This is a genomic window from Aliivibrio fischeri ATCC 7744 = JCM 18803 = DSM 507 (genome assembly GCF_023983475.1).
Taxonomy (GTDB): Bacteria; Pseudomonadota; Gammaproteobacteria; order Enterobacterales; family Vibrionaceae; genus Aliivibrio; species Aliivibrio fischeri.
In genome coordinates, this window is record NZ_CP092712.1 from 1311656 (window position 1) to 1327725 (window position 16070).

General features: G+C 37.6%; 15 protein-coding genes. 7 read left to right on the forward strand and 8 right to left on the reverse strand.

Going from position 1 to position 16070, the window contains the following annotated elements; translation table 11 throughout:
• Window positions 1-32: 32 nt before the first annotated feature.
• The 3 genes from nrdB to ubiG all read right to left on the reverse strand — a co-directional run bounded on the left by nrdB (window position 33) and on the right by ubiG (window position 4814).
• Window positions 33-1166, reverse strand: coding sequence for a class Ia ribonucleoside-diphosphate reductase subunit beta (gene nrdB / locus AVFI_RS06155; protein ID WP_005419053.1), 1134 nt, complete (start codon window positions 1164-1166; stop codon window positions 33-35).
• A gap of 172 nt (window positions 1167-1338) precedes the next feature.
• Complete coding sequence (nrdA, locus tag AVFI_RS06160; RefSeq protein WP_054776179.1) at window positions 1339-3615, reverse strand: class 1a ribonucleoside-diphosphate reductase subunit alpha; 2277 nt, start codon at window positions 3613-3615, stop codon at window positions 1339-1341.
• Between the two features lie 494 nt (window positions 3616-4109).
• Window positions 4110-4814, reverse strand: coding sequence for a bifunctional 2-polyprenyl-6-hydroxyphenol methylase/3-demethylubiquinol 3-O-methyltransferase UbiG (gene ubiG / locus AVFI_RS06165; protein ID WP_005419055.1), 705 nt, complete (start codon window positions 4812-4814; stop codon window positions 4110-4112).
• Between the two features lie 325 nt (window positions 4815-5139).
• On the opposite strand from ubiG, the gene gyrA reads away from it, so the two are divergent.
• Window positions 5140-7776, forward strand: coding sequence for a DNA topoisomerase (ATP-hydrolyzing) subunit A (gyrA, locus tag AVFI_RS06170; RefSeq protein WP_188863885.1), 2637 nt, complete (start codon window positions 5140-5142; stop codon window positions 7774-7776).
• A gap of 103 nt (window positions 7777-7879) precedes the next feature.
• Window positions 7880-9108, forward strand: a protein-coding gene (locus AVFI_RS06175; protein WP_408580437.1) for an IS3 family transposase whose coding sequence is annotated in 2 segments (ribosomal slippage) — window positions 7880-8243 and window positions 8243-9108 — 1230 coding nt in all. Because the reading frame shifts where the segments join, the coding sequence is not laid out codon by codon here.
• Between the two features lie 40 nt (window positions 9109-9148).
• Here AVFI_RS06175 and AVFI_RS06180 read toward each other — a convergent pair.
• Both AVFI_RS06180 and AVFI_RS06185 read right to left on the reverse strand, forming a co-directional pair.
• Window positions 9149-9370: a hypothetical protein gene (locus AVFI_RS06180; RefSeq protein ID WP_005419057.1), complete on the reverse strand. Its 222-nt coding sequence runs from the start codon at window positions 9368-9370 to the stop codon at window positions 9149-9151.
• A 180-nt stretch (window positions 9371-9550) separates the two neighbouring features.
• Complete coding sequence (locus AVFI_RS06185) at window positions 9551-10258, reverse strand: DUF3581 domain-containing protein (protein WP_012533360.1); 708 nt, start codon at window positions 10256-10258, stop codon at window positions 9551-9553.
• A gap of 230 nt (window positions 10259-10488) precedes the next feature.
• Between AVFI_RS06185 and AVFI_RS06190 the strand changes: the two genes are divergently transcribed.
• The 5 genes from AVFI_RS06190 (at window position 10489) to AVFI_RS06210 (ending at window position 14738) form a co-directional block, all read left to right on the forward strand.
• Window positions 10489-11037 (forward strand): phosphatase PAP2 family protein, encoded by a 549-nt coding sequence (locus AVFI_RS06190; protein ID WP_054775357.1) that lies wholly within the window; start codon window positions 10489-10491, stop codon window positions 11035-11037.
• Between the two features lie 62 nt (window positions 11038-11099).
• The gene (gene yegD, locus AVFI_RS06195) at window positions 11100-12452 is read left to right on the forward strand and encodes a molecular chaperone (RefSeq protein ID WP_054775358.1); all 1353 of its coding nucleotides are present in this window, start codon (window positions 11100-11102) and stop codon (window positions 12450-12452) included.
• Between the two features lie 71 nt (window positions 12453-12523).
• A complete protein-coding gene (gene yqfB / locus AVFI_RS06200; RefSeq protein WP_012533341.1) occupies window positions 12524-12841 on the forward strand; it encodes a N(4)-acetylcytidine aminohydrolase in 318 nt (105 codons plus the stop codon).
• 18 nt (window positions 12842-12859) lie between these two features.
• Window positions 12860-13942: a site-2 protease family protein gene (locus tag AVFI_RS06205; RefSeq protein WP_188863458.1), complete on the forward strand. Its 1083-nt coding sequence runs from the start codon at window positions 12860-12862 to the stop codon at window positions 13940-13942.
• A gap of 49 nt (window positions 13943-13991) precedes the next feature.
• Window positions 13992-14738, forward strand: a complete 747-nt coding sequence (locus AVFI_RS06210; RefSeq protein WP_188863457.1) for a sporulation protein — start codon at window positions 13992-13994, stop codon at window positions 14736-14738.
• Window positions 14739-14816: 78 nt separating this feature from the next.
• Here the strand turns inward: AVFI_RS06210 and AVFI_RS06215 are convergent, their stop codons facing one another.
• The 3 genes from AVFI_RS06215 to AVFI_RS06225 all read right to left on the reverse strand — a co-directional run bounded on the left by AVFI_RS06215 (window position 14817) and on the right by AVFI_RS06225 (window position 15905).
• Window positions 14817-15107, reverse strand: a complete 291-nt coding sequence (locus AVFI_RS06215) for a putative quinol monooxygenase (RefSeq protein WP_054775359.1) — start codon at window positions 15105-15107, stop codon at window positions 14817-14819.
• Between the two features lie 21 nt (window positions 15108-15128).
• Window positions 15129-15524 carry a glyoxalase superfamily protein gene (locus AVFI_RS06220; protein WP_054775360.1) on the reverse strand — a complete coding sequence of 132 codons (396 nt, stop codon included), beginning with the start codon at window positions 15522-15524 and terminating at the stop codon, window positions 15129-15131.
• 99 nt (window positions 15525-15623) lie between these two features.
• On the reverse strand, window positions 15624-15905 hold the full coding sequence (locus AVFI_RS06225; protein WP_012533207.1) for a ribbon-helix-helix domain-containing protein: 282 nt from the start codon (window positions 15903-15905) through the stop codon (window positions 15624-15626).
• Window positions 15906-16070: the final 165 nt, after the last annotated feature.

Below are 16070 nucleotides of genomic sequence, written 5' to 3' on the forward strand. Positions count from 1 at the left end.
AAAGCTCGGCTTCGGCGTTTATATATGTTTGTTTATAATTCGAAATCGCCTAAATCGTCCGCATCAACATCATTGTCAATTTGGCCTACTAGGTAGGAACTGATTTCGGTTTCTTGTGGAGCAACTTGAACGTTATCAGAACTTAACCATGAATTAATCCATGGGATAGGGTTCTGTGTTGCGCCTTCGTAAGCACTATTTAGACCAACCGCTTTCATGCGAAGGTTCGTAATATACTCTACGTATTGGCAAAGAATATCTTTGTTTAAACCAATCATTGAGCCATCTTTAAATAGGTAGTTTGCCCATTGTTTTTCTTGCTCAGCTGCTGCTTTAAATAGATCAAAACATTCTTGTTCGCATTCTGCTGCAATCTCAACAAACTCAGGATCATCTTGTCCAGTACGAAGTAAGTTCAACATGTGTTGAGTACTTGTTAGGTGTAATGATTCATCTCGAGCGATCAGCTTGATGATTTTTGCGTTACCTTCCATTAGTTCACGTTCAGCAAAAGCAAATGAACAAGCAAAACTTACGTAGAATCGAATGGCTTCTAATGCGTTAACTGACATTAAGCATAGGTACAATTTCTTTTTAAGCTCGCGTTTAGAAATAGTAATTTCTTGACCGTTTAAAACGTGTGTACCTTCACCGAAGCGATGATAATCATTTGTTGCTTGAATTAGATTATCGTAATAGTGGGCAATGTCTTTTGCGCGCTTTAAGATCTCTTCATTTTCAACAATATCATCAAAAATAACAGAAGGGTTATTCACGATATTACGAATAATATGAGTATAAGAGCGTGAGTGAATTGTTTCAGAGAACGACCAAGTTTCAATCCACGTCTCTAGTTCAGGGATAGAAACAAGAGGAAGCAGAGCAACGTTTGGACTACGACCTTGAATTGAATCAAGTAACGTTTGGTACTTTAAGTTACTGATAAAAATGTGTTGTTCGTGTTCTGGTAAGTTGTTGTAATCAATACGGTCACCAGAAACATCAACTTCTTCCGGACGCCAGAAAAATGAAAGTTGTTTTTCGATAAGTTTTTCAAAAATTTGAAACTTTTGTTGGTCATAACGAGCAACGTTTACCGAGTTGCCTAAAAACATAGGTTCTTTCAATTGATCATTTTTTTCTTGTCGGAAAGTACTGTACGCCATGGAAACCTCAATGTTATCAAAGCCAAAGAAATAGAAAAGGGCTCTTTATTTAAAAATTATGCCGATAGATACCTATACGAACTTAGGTACATATTGGATTAACCATTAAAGATGTTGAAACTAAAGATAATAAGCCCGCTAATGAAAGCGGGCTAAATATTAATGTGAAAACTTAGATCTTACAACCGCCGCCTGCACAATCGTCATCTTGTCCTAGGTCGTCTTGTGAGTCGCTAGCACCATCACGAGTGTTATGGTAGTAAAGTGTTTTAAGACCAAGCTTATAAGCCGTTAGAAGGTCTTTTAATAACAGCTTCATAGGCACTTTGCCATTTGGTTGAATGTTTGGATCGTAATTAGTATTCGCTGAAATTGCTTGGTCAACGAATTTTTGCATGATACCTACAAGCTGTAGATAACCATCATTTGAACCAATGTTCCAAAGTAGCTCATAGTTGTTTTTCAGATTCGCAAAATCAGGAACAACTTGTTTTAAAATACCATCTTTTGATGCTTTAACTGATACAAAGCCACGTGGTGGTTCAATACCGTTAGTTGCATTTGAGATTTGAGAAGACGTCTCAGATGGCATCAATGCAGATAGTGTAGAGTTACGTAGACCGTGTGTCTTGATCTCTTCACGCAATGTTTCCCAATCTAAATGCAATTCTTCATTACAGATAGCATCGATATCTTTCTTGTAAGAATCGATTGGTAGAATACCTTGAGCATAGGTTGTTTCATTGAAAGCAGGACATGCGCCTTGCTCTTTTGCTAGACCAACAGATGCTTTTAATAGGTAGTATTGAATCGCTTCAAATGTTTTGTGCGTTAAACCATTTGCACTACCATCAGAGTATTTCACACCATTTTTTGCAAGGTAGTAAGCGTAGTTAATAACACCCACACCTAATGTACGGCGGTTCATTGTTGATTTATATGCCGCTGGAAGAGGGTAGTCTTGATAATCTAAAAGCGCATCAAGAGCACGAACAGCAAGCTCAGCAAGCTCTTCAAGTTCTTCTAGTTTTTCAATTGCACCTAAGTTAAATGCAGAAAGCGTACATAATGCAATTTCACCTTCTTCGTCATTAACGTGAGTTAGTGGCTTAGTTGGAAGTGCAATTTCTAAACATAGGTTAGATTGGCGTACAGGCGCAACACTTGGGTCAAATGGACTGTGTGTATTACAGTGGTCAACGTTTTGAATGTAAATACGGCCAGTTGATGCACGTTCTTGCATTAGTAGTGAGAACAGCTCAATTGCTTTTACTGTTTCACGTTTAATCGACGTGTCTTGCTCGTATTGTTCATATAGGCGTTCAAATTCAACTTGATCAGCAAAGAACGCATCGTATAGCCCTGGAACATCTGAAGGTGAGAACAAGCTAATGTTTCCGCCTTTGATTAAGCGTGTGTACATCAGTTTATTGATTTGTACACCGTAATCCATATGACGAACGCGGTTCTCTTCAACACCACGGTTGTTTTTAAGAACAAGCAGAGATTCTACTTCACGGTGCCAAATAGGGTAGAACAGCGTTGCTGCGCCACCACGAACACCACCTTGTGAACAACATTTAACAGCTGTCTGGAAGTATTTGTAGAATGGGATACAACCTGTGTGGAATGCTTCACCATCACGGATTTCAGAACCAAGAGCACGAATACGACCCGCGTTGATACCGATACCAGCACGTTGAGATACATAACGAACAATAGAACCTGCTGTTGCATTAATTGAATCTAAGCTATCGTCACACTCAATTAATACACATGAGCTAAATTGACGAGTAGGAGTACGTACACCAGACATGATTGGTGTTGGCAGTGAGATCTTAAACTGTGACGTAGCATCATAGAAACGCTTGATGTAATCAAGACGAGTATCTTTTGGATATTTAGCAAATAGACACGCCGCAACAAGGATATAAAGGAACTGTGCACTCTCGTAAATTGCGCCCGTTACGCGGTTTTGAACAAAGTACTTACCTTCAAGTTGTTTAACTGCAGCATAAGAGAAGTCCATGTCACGATTGTGATCGATCATTTGATCCATTAGATCAAATTCTTCTTGAGTGTAGTCGTCAACAATATGTTTATCGTATTTACCAAGCTCGATAAGGTTCAGAACGTGGTTGAACAGCGTTGGTGGCTCGAATTGGCCATATGCTTTCTTACGAAGGTGGAAAACAGACAAGCGAGCAGCTAAATATTGATAATCTGGAGTGTCTTCAGAAATTAAATCAGCGGCAGCTTTGATGATGGTTTCATGAATATCAGAAGTCTTCATGCCATCGTAAAATTGGATATGAGATTTCATTTCGACTTGTGATACAGAAACATTATCTAGACCTTCTGCAGCCCATGTGATCACTTTATGGATCTTGTCTAGATTAATTTTTTCTGTGCTGCCATTTCGCTTAGTAACGGTAAGCTGTTGAGTCATTTGTCTACTTTTCCTTTAAATAAAGAACGAAGATGTAATTTTTGTAATTTTCGTTGTTAATTTGTGATCAAGCTCATAGTGGTGCGCTTTGAAATAAACACAAGATATAGGGCTTAATGATTAATTGACTACAAGATAGTGATTATTTTGCCTCTGATCAAGTTTCAAAATCATTGTCCCCTGTGGATAACCTATGAATTAAAAAAAACAGTAAGTATCTACTAACCTAATCACTTTAGTGATATCAAGGTGTGGGAAATGACGTTTTTTATTATGGTTGATAAGTAAGCAGTTAAAAAAATATTTTTCTTGATTTTTGTCGTTTATGAGGATCTTTGCATTTTAGAAAAAAATGATGATTTCTCATTCAATTTGGCATGATAAATGAAATGTGGAATTTAGGTATAGCAGTATATTAATTAAGGTTATAAATGGCTCTTTAATGAGACGCTTGTGTAATAAAAAGCCATTTAGTTTAAGAAAGAAGCAGTTGGTTACAATGTAGTGTGAACAATATAATTAACATCTACATTCTTACCAAGAGAGTAGCTATCGGTAAGAGGGTTATAATGCAAACCGGTAATACCGCGCTCTTGTAATGCGGTTTGATCTAACATTTTTAAGAGTTCAGAAGGGCGAATGAACTTATTATGATCGTGTGTACCTTTTGGTACTAACTTTAATAGTTGCTCTGCACCAACAATAGCAAATAAATAAGACTTGATATTACGGTTCAGCGTTGAGAAGAATACGTGCCCACCAGGTTTTACCATTTTCGCACAAGAGCGGATAACTGAAAGTGGGTCAGGTACGTGCTCAAGCATTTCCATACAGGTCACCACATCATACGTCTCAGGGTTCTCTTCAGCGTGTTGTTCAGCCGTTGATTGAACGTATTCGAGTTTTGTTCCTGTCTCTAAAGCGTGTAAGCGTGCAACAGTTAAAGGTTCTTTCCCCATGTCTAAACCAATAACATCTGCTCCTTGTTTTGCCATGCTTTCAGCTAAAATCCCGCCACCACAGCCTACATCAAGGACTTTTTTACCAAAGAGGCCATTTGCGTTTTCAAGCACGTAATTCAAACGAAGAGGGTTAATTTGGTGTAGAGGTTTAAATTCACCTTCTAAATCCCACCAACGTGAAGCCATATCTTCAAATTTTTTGATTTCTGCCGGGTCGACATTTAACTGCTGAGTCATAGTTAATATTCCTTTTTTATATCCCTCTATTATATACAGAAAAAAATGAGAAAGTGAGCATTTAAAATGGCGATTTTTTCAGCACATTTTCTGAGGTTTATCAAGAATATGATGCTCAGGTATGTGACTTGCTCCCGATTTCGCAGGATTCTTAAGCTTAAGAGCCATTTTGCAAATTAAAACGGTGCGAAATCCCACTTAACTGTGCTATATTTTGCAATCTTGCACGTTTATCAGTATTAATTATCTTGGTGCATAGAAGTAGTATTATTTGCTAAGGCAATTGATATTGATACGACAGAACTAATTGAGGGATATTGGCTCTATGAGCGATCTTGCTAAAGAGATCACGCCCGTAAATATTGAAGATGAGCTTCGAGGTTCTTACCTAGACTATGCGATGTCAGTAATCGTTGGTCGTGCTCTTCCCGATGTGCGTGATGGCCTAAAACCAGTACACCGCCGCGTTTTATTCGCAATGGATGTACTAGGTAATGATTGGAATAAACCATATAAAAAATCTGCCCGTGTTGTTGGCGACGTAATCGGTAAATATCACCCTCATGGTGATAGTGCTGTTTATGACACCATCGTACGTATGGCGCAACCGTTCTCACTACGCTATATGCTAGTTGATGGCCAAGGTAACTTTGGTTCTATCGATGGTGACTCAGCGGCGGCGATGCGTTATACCGAAGTTCGTATGGCGAAAATCGCTCACGAACTGTTGGCTGACCTAGATAAAGAAACTGTAGATTATGTTCCTAACTATGATGGTACAGAACAGATCCCTGCAGTATTACCAACAAAGATCCCGAACCTACTTGTAAATGGTTCATCGGGTATCGCGGTTGGTATGGCAACAAACATCCCACCACACAACTTAACAGAAGTGGTAAATGGTTGTTTGGCTTTCATCGAAAATGAAGAAATCACGATCGATGAGCTAATGAACTACATTCCAGGTCCTGACTTCCCGACAGCTGCATTGATCAGTGGTCGTAAAGGCATCGTTGATGCTTATAAGACAGGTCGTGGTAAAGTTTACATGCGTTCTAAAGCAAATATCGAAGCTGACAAGAATGGTAAAGAAACCATTATTGTTACAGAGATCCCTTATCAAGTTAACAAAGCTCGCTTGATCGAAAAGATCGCTGAGCTAGTTAAGGATAAGAAAGTAGAAGGCATTTCAGCACTACGTGACGAATCTGATAAAGATGGTATGCGTATTGTTATTGAATGTAAGCGTGATGCAGTAGGTGAGGTTGTTCTTAATAACCTTTACTCTCTGACTCAACTTCAAACTACATTCGGTATCAACATGGTTGCACTAGATAATGGTCAACCAAAATTATTCAACCTGAAAGAAATGTTGAAGTGTTTCGTTGATCACCGTCGTGAAGTAGTAACTCGCCGTACTATTTTTGAATTACGCAAAGCGCGTGATCGTGCTCATATCCTTGAAGGTTTAGCACTAGCATTAGCGAATATCGATGAAATCATCGAATTAATCCGTAATGCACCAACACCAGCAGAAGCAAAAGAAGGTCTAATCTCACGTGGTTGGGATTTAGGTAACGTTGCTTCAATGCTAGAGCGTGCTGGTACTGATGCTGCTCGTCCGGATTGGTTAGAGCCAGAGTTTGGTATTCGTGAAGGTAAATACTTCTTAACAGAACAACAAGCTCAAGCAATTCTAGAACTTCGTCTACACCGTTTAACTGGTTTAGAGCACGAGAAGATTTTAGATGAATACAAAGCACTATTAGATGAAATCGCAGAGCTAATGCATATTCTTGCAAGCACTGAACGTCTAATGGAAGTGATCCGTGACGAATTAGTGATGGTTCGCGACATGTACGGTGATGAGCGTCGCACTGAAATTGGCGCAGCGATCCATGACATCGACATGGAAGACCTAATCACACAAGAAGATGTTGTAGTAACTCTTTCTCGTGAAGGTTATGTTAAGTACCAAATTCTGAGCGATTACGAAGCACAACGTCGTGGTGGTAAAGGTAAGAGTGCAACTAAGATGAAAGATGAAGATTTCATCGAACGTCTACTTGTTGCGAATACTCATGATAATATCCTTTGTTTCTCTACACGTGGTAAAGCGTATAGCTTGAAAGTATTCCAATTACCTCAAGCAAGTCGTACTGCTCGTGGTAAGCCAATCGTAAACATTCTTCCTCTAGAAGAAGGTGAGCGTATTACAGCTATTCTACCAGTATCTGGATACTCTGAAGATAAGTTTATCTTCATGGCAACAGGTGATGGTACTGTTAAGAAAACATCACTAGATCAATTTGCAAAAGTTCGTGCAAACGGCTTAATCGCAGTAAATCTACGTGAAGATGATTCACTAATCGGTGTTGATATCACTGATGGTTCAAGTGAAATCATGCTGTTCTCTAAAGCAGGTAAAGTGGTTCGTTTCAACGAAGAACAAGTTCGTGGTATGGGCCGTACAGCTTCTGGTGTTCGTGGTATGAAACTGTCTGGTGAAGATCAGGTTGTTTCGTTAATCGTTCCTTCTAATGAAGGCGATATCTTAACAGTGACTCAAAATGGTTACGGTAAACGTACTGTTCTTTCTGAGTACCCTGCGAAGAGCCGTGCAACGCAAGGTGTTGTATCTATCAAAGTTTCTGAACGTAACGGCAGTGTTGTCGGTGCAGTTCAAGCTGAAGATGGCGATGAATTCATGATGATCACTGACGCAGGTACGCTAGTACGTACTCGTGTATCAGAAGTTAGCCAAGTGGGTCGTAATACTCAAGGTGTAACATTGATCCGTACTTCTGAAAATGAAAATGTAGTTGCACTGCAACGCATTGATGAAGTTGAAGAAGCTGAAATCATTGAAGGCGAAGAGGGTGAAGTAACAGAGGCAACAGTAACAACTGAAGCAACTGAGGCTCCTCAAGCTGATACCGATGCTGAGAGCACTGAAGAATAATTTATTCTGATGTTTCCAAATAAAAAGCCCGCTTAGAAATAAGCGGGCTTTTTTTATTATTATGTCTCGTCCTGAAATGTGTTTACACATTTAGGACTTTTATATGACAAATCAAGAAAAAACAAAGAATAAGCGAACTCAACGCGATTATTCATTAGGCTTTAAATTGCAGCTTGTTGCCGCTATAGAAAAAGGCGATATGACCTATAAGCAAGCTCAAAACATTTATGGCATTCAAGGTCGATCTACCGTACTTACTTGGTTAAGAAAACACGGTAAGATGGACTGGTCTCAATCACCTAAGATTATTATGCCTAAATCCCCGAAAGCGAAAGAATCGCCTGCACAAAAAATTAAACGTTTAGAGCGAGAGCTTGATGATGAAAGAATGCGTAATTTATTACTTAATGAAGTAGTGAATATCATGGACGCAGAACATGGTGCAGGCCTTAGAAAAAAGTATATTGCCAAGGAGCAAGAAGTCTTCAAAAGCAGAAAATGATCAGCTTAGAGCGAGCTAGTCAGCTACTTGGCATTACAAGACAATGTATATACCAACAAGAACGTAGAGCTCTGAAACGTGCCGTTGAACTTTCACCGGTTAAAAATATGGTGCAAGAAATTCGTCGATATATGCCTCGTATTGGAGGTAAAAAATTATATTTTTTACTTAAGCCCAAATTCATCACTCATGGCATAAAGTTAGGCAGAGATAACTTTTTTTCCTATTTAAGAAATGAGTGCTTATTAGTAAAACCTAAACGAAGTTATACAAAAACTACCTATAGTAAGCATTGGATGAAAAAACATCCTAATTTACTTAAAGAAGTAACACCTCAAGCATCTGAAGAGGTTTTTGTTAGTGATATCACTTACGTTCAATCACAAAAAGGTATTCATTATTTATCTTTAGTAACAGATGCTTATAGTCGAAAGATAATGGGATATGAATTAAGTGATGAAATGAAAGCTACTGATGTAGTCAAAGCTCTTGATATGGCGATAGATAGCCGTCAATATCAAAGGAGTACGATTCATCATTCAGACCGAGGATTACAGTATTGTTCAAAGGTTTATCAGGAAAAATTGAATAAAAATGATATTAAGCCATCAATGACGGATGGTTATGATTGCTATCAAAATGCATTAGCAGAGCGAATAAATGGGATACTTAAACAAGAGTTTCTTTTGTATGACTGTAAAGATTTAGAGGAGTTAAGGCATTTAGTTGAAGAATCTATTTTTATTTATAATGAAATGCGGCCACATTTAAGCTTGGGAATGAGTACACCAAATCAAGTACACAAAAAAGCCAAGTGCGTACGCACTTAGCTTTCAATTAAAAATCGTCAACGTATTTTAGGACGAGACATTAAAAAACGTCGAAAATGCCTTGTTCTGAATATAAGTTTGAGGCAATAACAAACGTTTTTTTGCCACAAGAAATACAAACAGGTGGACCAAACCACGCAGCATAGCATTCGCCACATGAATAATGAGCATTAATTAAACGTAAATGAGTTTTATCAGGAATTACGTTTAAAGCAGCTTGTTGTAATTTAATTTGTCTTTCATCTTTTATTATTGTTTTCATTCTAGCCAACTTTACGGTGTTAATGAGATACATAAATTTCATTAATGAGATACCTATAAAGGAGTATGATATGATATGGCTCGTAAAACAATAATGCAGATTGTGATCTAGATTATCTTTTTGAAAATAAAAAAGAGTGCGGAAGCACTCTTTTATAAGTCATTATTTATTTTATAAATTTTAGTTATTATAAGCGGTTTTTAGAGCAACAAATCGCTCGACTAAGTCATCGATAGAAGCTTGATCGTAAGCCTTTAAACCCGTCGCTATCATTCGCTTAGTACCATGACCCACTTCTTCACCGTTTTCAGTAAATTTAAAGTTTAACTTAACAATGCCACGTTTCCCTTCGATATCCATGGTTGCACCAGTGAATTCAACACTAGGCGCTGCAATATCTAATCGAGTAAATTCGATATCCATGCTTTCATAAATTACTAATGGGCGCTGGCAATTAATCATTAATTGTTTTTCTTCCATTAATGGAACCATGATATGAGGGAAGTTCATTCCTGAAAATTGAACATATTGTTTTACAACATGCTCAATAAACTCAGGGTTAAGATTTTTTTCACCGCTACGGCTTACGTGAAGGTATACTTTATCATTATCGTCTGAAAGCGAGTATTCACCTTGCTCTGTGTGGTTAATATGTAATGCTGTACCGTTAGATACCATACCTGCAAAATCGAAGTGCATTTTATTACTGATGCCAGTTTTGGATAATAAAACTGCAAATAATAAATCACCTGGAACACAGAAACGCTTAGAATCCACATCATGAATTGGGTTAAAATCACCAGCCACTTTTTTCGCAAAATCGCTTGCTTGTTGGCGTGTGAATTCAAATGAGTTATCTGTTTCTGAAAAATATTGATTTAACTGCATAATAAATTTGGTAAAAACCTAGCTAATGAAATAACTCGGCTAGTATAACCAATCTCTTCTCATCTAATGGTCTATCCAGTGTGAATAAACGTAAAAACAATCAGTTAAACGTTTCAAAATGTAGAAAAATTGACATTTACTTCACGATTATCTCGATATAATCACAAGTGAAGTACTCACATCAACCAATGTATTGATTTTATCTAAGGTTGAACACGTAAGGTTAAGGAATGAAATCGTTAATAACGGTAGGGCTAGTTTTTTCATTAATGGCACCAAGTTACCGTGCTCAAGCAGAAGAAAAGCAATCTGGAGATCTCGCTGCAGACATTGGTGCGGTTGGGATTCCTGTTATTGCAGGCTCGATAGCTTTATATAAAGAAGATTACGATGGCTTTTGGATGTTTGCTAAAGGTGCTACTTATACTTTAGCTGCAACACAAGCGTTAAAATATACGGTAAAAGAGGAGCGACCGAATGGAGAGGACAATTTAAGTTTTCCATCTGGGCATTCATCGTCTGCATTCCAAGGTGCTTCATACTTACAGTTCCGTTATGGTTGGGAATATGGGGTTCCTGCTTATATAGGGGCGAGTTTAGTTGGATATTCACGTGTAGAGAATGAACACCATTATTGGCGTGATGTAATTGCCGGTGCAGTATTGGCGACAACCATTCAATATTTGGTTACCGATAAGTACCTTGATTCAAATAGCGTCATGATTGCACCAGTGATCAGTGATGAACAAGTTGGAATCGCAGCATCTTTCTCATTTTAATTGGCAAATGGTGTACAAGCGAGTAAAATCAGCTCCCTTTTAATAATGCTAGGTGTACCACAATGTTTATTGGATTTGACTACGGAACCGCTAACTGTTCAGTTGCGACCATTCAAAATAACCAAACAAAATTACTAAAACTAGAAGGAGATAACACATTTATTCCTTCTGCGTTATGTGCACCTACTCGTGAAGCGGTTTCTGAATATCTATTTCGTATTTGGGGTGTTCAGCCAAGTACCGATATAAATGAACGTTTGCTCCATACCGCAATTTCATACAATCGTGAAGAAGATATCGATGTTGATGCTGAGTCGATGACATTTGGTCAAGCAGCATTAAATATGTACATCGAAGATCCTGAAGAAGTGTATTACGTAAAATCACCAAAATCATTCTTAGGTGTATCTGGTTTACGTGATGTACAAGTGAGTTTATTTGAGGATCTTGTTACTGCAATGATGAAAAACATCAAGAACAATGCAGAGCAAGAACTACAGCAAGATATTACGTCGACAGTAATTGGCCGCCCAATTAACTTCCAAGGCGCAGCAAGTGACGAAGCTAATGCACAAGCAATCTCAATTTTGTCACGTGCAGCAATGCGTGTGGGTTTTAAAAATATTGAGTTTCAATTTGAGCCAGTAGCGGCAGGTTTAGACTTTGAACAAACATTAACAGAAGACAAAACGGTTCTGATTGTTGATATCGGTGGTGGTACTACGGACTGTTCAATGATTCAAATGGGGCCGTCTTGGCGTGAACACCATGATAGAACGAAAGGGATCTTATCTCACAGTGGTTCTCGTATTGGTGGTAACGACTTAGACATTTACCTAGCACACCGCCAGTTTATGCCTTTACTTGGTTCACAAAGTCGAACTCATAAAGGTTTAGAATTACCAATGACGCAGTTTTGGAACCCAATAGCCATTAACAACATTGTTGCTCAATTGGACTTCTTTGGTTTTGGTAACCGTAAACATTTAATGCAGATGCTTAATGATACTCAAGAGCCAGAAAAAGTTGCACGTTTAATTAAACTTTATGATGAAAAGTTAAGTTACAAACTGCTACGCGATGCAGAGCAAACGAAAATAGCGTTGTCAGAATACGCTGAGAAAGCGGTAGATTTAAGTTATCTTGATGACGGTTTAACATTGAATATTTCTCAACAATGTTTAGCAGAAGCAATTGCGAAACCACAAGAGAACATTAATAAGTTGATTAAAGAAGCGATTGTTCAAGCTGGTACGACACCAGATATTATTTATGTAACTGGCGGTTCTGCTCGTTCTCCAATTCTGCGTTCAGCATTACAGCAGCAATTACCAAACATTGAGATTGTTGGTGGTAATTATTTTGGTTCGGTTACAGCGGGATTAGCACATTGGGCAAATTACTGCTTTGGATAATGAACTCCATTTTATTAATTGTTAATTTTCGAGCTGCATTGTCGCAGCTCGAATTGTATTAGGAAAACACAATGAAAACAGCACCAACAGAAATGACGTTTTTTGAGCGTTTTGAATCAGATATTTTATCGGGTAAGAAAGTGATCACAATTCGTGATGAATCAGAAAAGGATTATGTGGTTGGAACCGAAGTTGAAGTTAGCACTTATGAAGACAATCGTCGTTTTTGCCGATTAGCTATCGATAACGTTGAACCAATCAATTTTGATGATCTTAATCAGTACCATGCTGAACAAGAGAATATGACATTAGAAGAACTTAAAAATATTATCGAAGAAATTTACCCGAATAAAGGTCAACTTTACGTTATCTCTTATCATTTAGTTTAAAGGGAATAGAGGTCAATAATGGAATTATTATCTATCGACTTTTTAGGTCAGCCACTTCGTTTAGAAGGCTCAATGGCAGGTTGGCAGCAATTATTTTGGAGTAATACTCTCGTTGCTCAACACGCTGCATCAGCTGATCATAATGATCACTATCATCATGAGTTTCAGTTAACTCAAGGTGAAAAAATCATCACTTGTCAGTTAGAGGCCAAAGTGACTTGGCAACCATTCCTTATTGAATACTGCGTAATGATTGATGGTGAGTTAGTAGCAGAAGGCAGCCGTAACGAAAAAGACATTGAAAAACAGGTTCCGCATACTCCTATTAAAGCCGAGCGTAAATTCAGTTTAATAGGGTTAGTTTCATTAGGAATGAAGGCATTAAAAAGTGCCAAATTAATTAAGGTTGTTTTAGCTTCTGCAAGTCTTGCTGCATACTCGTGGTTATTCTCTATTGAATTCGCTTTATCTTTGATCGCCTGTTTGATGTTTCATGAGTATGGACATATAAAAGCGATGAAATATTTTGGAATGAAAACCAAAGGTATTTACCTTATACCATTTTTAGGCGGTTTAGCTCTGAGTGATGAGAAGATAAATACGCGATGGCAAGATGTTGTTATCTCGATTATGGGGCCATTTTTTGGTTTAATCCTTTCGCTTATTCTTATGGTGGTATATTGGATAACAGGGGAGATGTTCTTTGCTGGTCTTGCTGTATTTAATGCATTCTTAAATTTATTTAATTTATTACCAATACTCCCATTAGATGGTGGGCACGTTTTAAAAAGTATTAGCTTTTCAATGAACAGTAAGCTTGGTATTTTTTTATGTGCACTTGCTGCAGTTGGTGGTGTCATATTAAGTTACCAATTAGGCCTAGCACTATTTGGTTTTTTACTTATTATGGGGAGCTTAGAGATTGTATTTGAGTGGCGAGGTCGTCATCAAAGTCATTTATTACCACTGGATCGATACGGACAAATTATTTCATCGGTTTGGTATATAGGGTTAGTGAGTTCTTTAATTGGTATTATTTGGTATTTTGCAAGTAGCGGTGATGCTTTATTGCAATTACCTATGCAAATATTAGGAACTTAATCTCTAAAATTAAGATTATTAGCTCTTAATAGCTAAAAGGAATTTACGGATGTTTAAAAAATTAAAAGCGTCTCTTGGCATTGGTGCCGCAAAAGTGGATACCATTTTAGAAAATCCAGAGCTTTTCCAAGGGGATAAGCTTATCGGTGCTGTTCATATTCAAGGTGGTGATATAGAGCAGAAAATTGATGCTATTCATATCAAGCTGAACACAGAGATTAAAATTGAAAATGATAATGGTGTGAGTTATCAAACATTTACTCTATTCCATACACAAGCGGTTAATCCATTTATTATCCAAGCTGGTGAGCAGAAAAAATTACCATTTACGATTAAGTTACCTGATGAAACCCCAATTACTGCATTGAATGTTCGCAATAATCACTGCGACGTATGGGTTGAAACGGTATTAGATATTGATTATGCATTGGACCCAACGGATCGAGATCTATTGATTGTAAAACCATTACCAGTCGCTGGATCGATTATTCAGCAAGTTGAGCAAGCAGGCTTTAGTATGGTAAAAGCCGATGTTGAAAAGGGCTTTTTAAACGGAGGCCACTTCAAATCTCACTCTGGTTGTTACCAAGAAATTGAATTTAGAAGTAGTGGTTTTATTAATAAGAAAGAAATTGAATTGTCATTTATCTTAGATGGCAGTGTTCTTCATTGTTTAGCTGAGGTCGATCGTTCACTTGGGTTTAATCGTGGTGATCAATACATTTCATTTTCTTTAGGCTTAAATGCGTCTAGTGCTGAAATAAATAATGCCGTGCAACGAATTTTACGCGTATAAAGATTGACGAAGTACGGTGTAAATAAAAAGATTAAATGCATTAATAAAGCTCTCTACATTTAGAGAGCTTTATTTGTTTTATGCTTCTATAGCATTATAAAACGTTATTTTTGGTTCTTCTTCTAAAAGACCATCAAGGTTAGCAATCAAATCAGTAAAATGTGTTTCTTTACAATGTGAATCAAAAGCATTTTGGTCAGCAAACTGTTCTTGAAATAAAAATTTATGGTTATCTGATTGGTCTTGAAATAAACAATAGCGAAGACAGCCTTTTTCGTTACGAGTAGGAGCTAATATTGCTGTTAGTAGTTGATGTAATGCTTCTTCTTTTCCAGCTTTAGCGCAGAACTGTGCAGTCAAGTGAATCATTTTGTTTCTCCAATTTATTTATTATAAATAACGACCAGCTCGTTGAATAAATTCAATCTTGTAGCCGTCAGGATCAATAACGAAAAAGAACGTCGCTAATAACACACCTTCATGACCAAATGATTTAATGTCTGAAGTGTTAATACCATATGTATTTAGGCGCTTATGTGCCGTGTGAATACAATCCACACTTACTGCGATATGCCCATACCCGTTGCCGTGAACATAGGATTCATCTTGATTGTGGTTATGAGTTAATTCGAGTTCGAATCCTGTTTCAGAATTAGCAAGGTAAGTCAGTGAAAAATCATCAAAGTGATATTGATTCACGATATCTAGTTCTAGTGCATCACGGTAGAATTTGATGGAGGCAGATAAGTCATGCACTCTCACCATGCTATGTATTAGTTTTGTCATGGGTTCTCCTTGTGAACGAGAACATCATAATGAGAGTTTGAAGTAGGGTGGTAGTACGTGAGTACGACAAATGATAAATCTATTAAAATTAATGTGTCATTAAAGAGTTAAGAGTGTTTCTTGGGGTTTACGTGAATAAATTAGACAAGCGCAACGAAGTAACGAGGCAAAATTAGTGACCTCTCCGTTATGTTCTAATGCTTCTTTGTATATTGTTGAAATAAATCGAGGGACACTTAAACCTTGGTACTCAGCAATTTCTTCAAGTGTTTCCCAAAAGCTGGCTTCTAGTTTTACACTGGTAGCATGGCCATCAATTCGAATAGAGCGAGTGATGAATTGGTAGTTTTCAGTTGGCTGATGAGCAAATATTTCACACATAAATATCATAGGTCTGTTGAGTTATTGCATTATTCTGTATGGAAATGAAGCGAGAATCAAATAACTGGGAAATATCATTTTTGTGATCTTGATTCTTTTTTTGCATTAATGAGTTAAGAAACGTACAATAGCGCTCTTGTGAGTATTCCCGACCTTTGTGTGGTT

What these genes read in the sequence shown, in the direction of transcription:
- ubiG (WP_005419055.1), bottom strand. Translation starts at nt 4,814, where the DNA reads ATGACTCAGCAGTTAAATGTCGACCCGGCAGAAATCAAAAAATTTGAA.
- AVFI_RS06185 (WP_012533360.1), bottom strand. Translation starts at nt 10,258, where the DNA reads ATGCAGTTAAATCAATATTTTTCAGAAACAGATAACTCATTTGAATTC.
- AVFI_RS06190 (WP_054775357.1), top strand. Translation starts at nt 10,489, where the DNA reads ATGAAATCGTTAATAACGGTAGGGCTAGTTTTTTCATTAATGGCACCA.
- gyrA (WP_188863885.1), top strand. Translation starts at nt 5,140, where the DNA reads ATGAGCGATCTTGCTAAAGAGATCACGCCCGTAAATATTGAAGATGAG.
- AVFI_RS06210 (WP_188863457.1), top strand. Translation starts at nt 13,992, where the DNA reads ATGTTTAAAAAATTAAAAGCGTCTCTTGGCATTGGTGCCGCAAAAGTG.
- AVFI_RS06225 (WP_012533207.1), bottom strand. Translation starts at nt 15,905, where the DNA reads ATGTGTGAAATATTTGCTCATCAGCCAACTGAAAACTACCAATTCATC.
- nrdB (WP_005419053.1), bottom strand. Translation starts at nt 1,166, where the DNA reads ATGGCGTACAGTACTTTCCGACAAGAAAAAAATGATCAATTGAAAGAA.
- yqfB (WP_012533341.1), top strand. Translation starts at nt 12,524, where the DNA reads ATGAAAACAGCACCAACAGAAATGACGTTTTTTGAGCGTTTTGAATCA.
- nrdA (WP_054776179.1), bottom strand. Translation starts at nt 3,615, where the DNA reads ATGACTCAACAGCTTACCGTTACTAAGCGAAATGGCAGCACAGAAAAA.
- yegD (WP_054775358.1), top strand. Translation starts at nt 11,100, where the DNA reads ATGTTTATTGGATTTGACTACGGAACCGCTAACTGTTCAGTTGCGACC.
- AVFI_RS06205 (WP_188863458.1), top strand. Translation starts at nt 12,860, where the DNA reads ATGGAATTATTATCTATCGACTTTTTAGGTCAGCCACTTCGTTTAGAA.
- AVFI_RS06180 (WP_005419057.1), bottom strand. Translation starts at nt 9,370, where the DNA reads ATGAAAACAATAATAAAAGATGAAAGACAAATTAAATTACAACAAGCT.
- AVFI_RS06215 (WP_054775359.1), bottom strand. Translation starts at nt 15,107, where the DNA reads ATGATTCACTTGACTGCACAGTTCTGCGCTAAAGCTGGAAAAGAAGAA.
- AVFI_RS06220 (WP_054775360.1), bottom strand. Translation starts at nt 15,524, where the DNA reads ATGACAAAACTAATACATAGCATGGTGAGAGTGCATGACTTATCTGCC.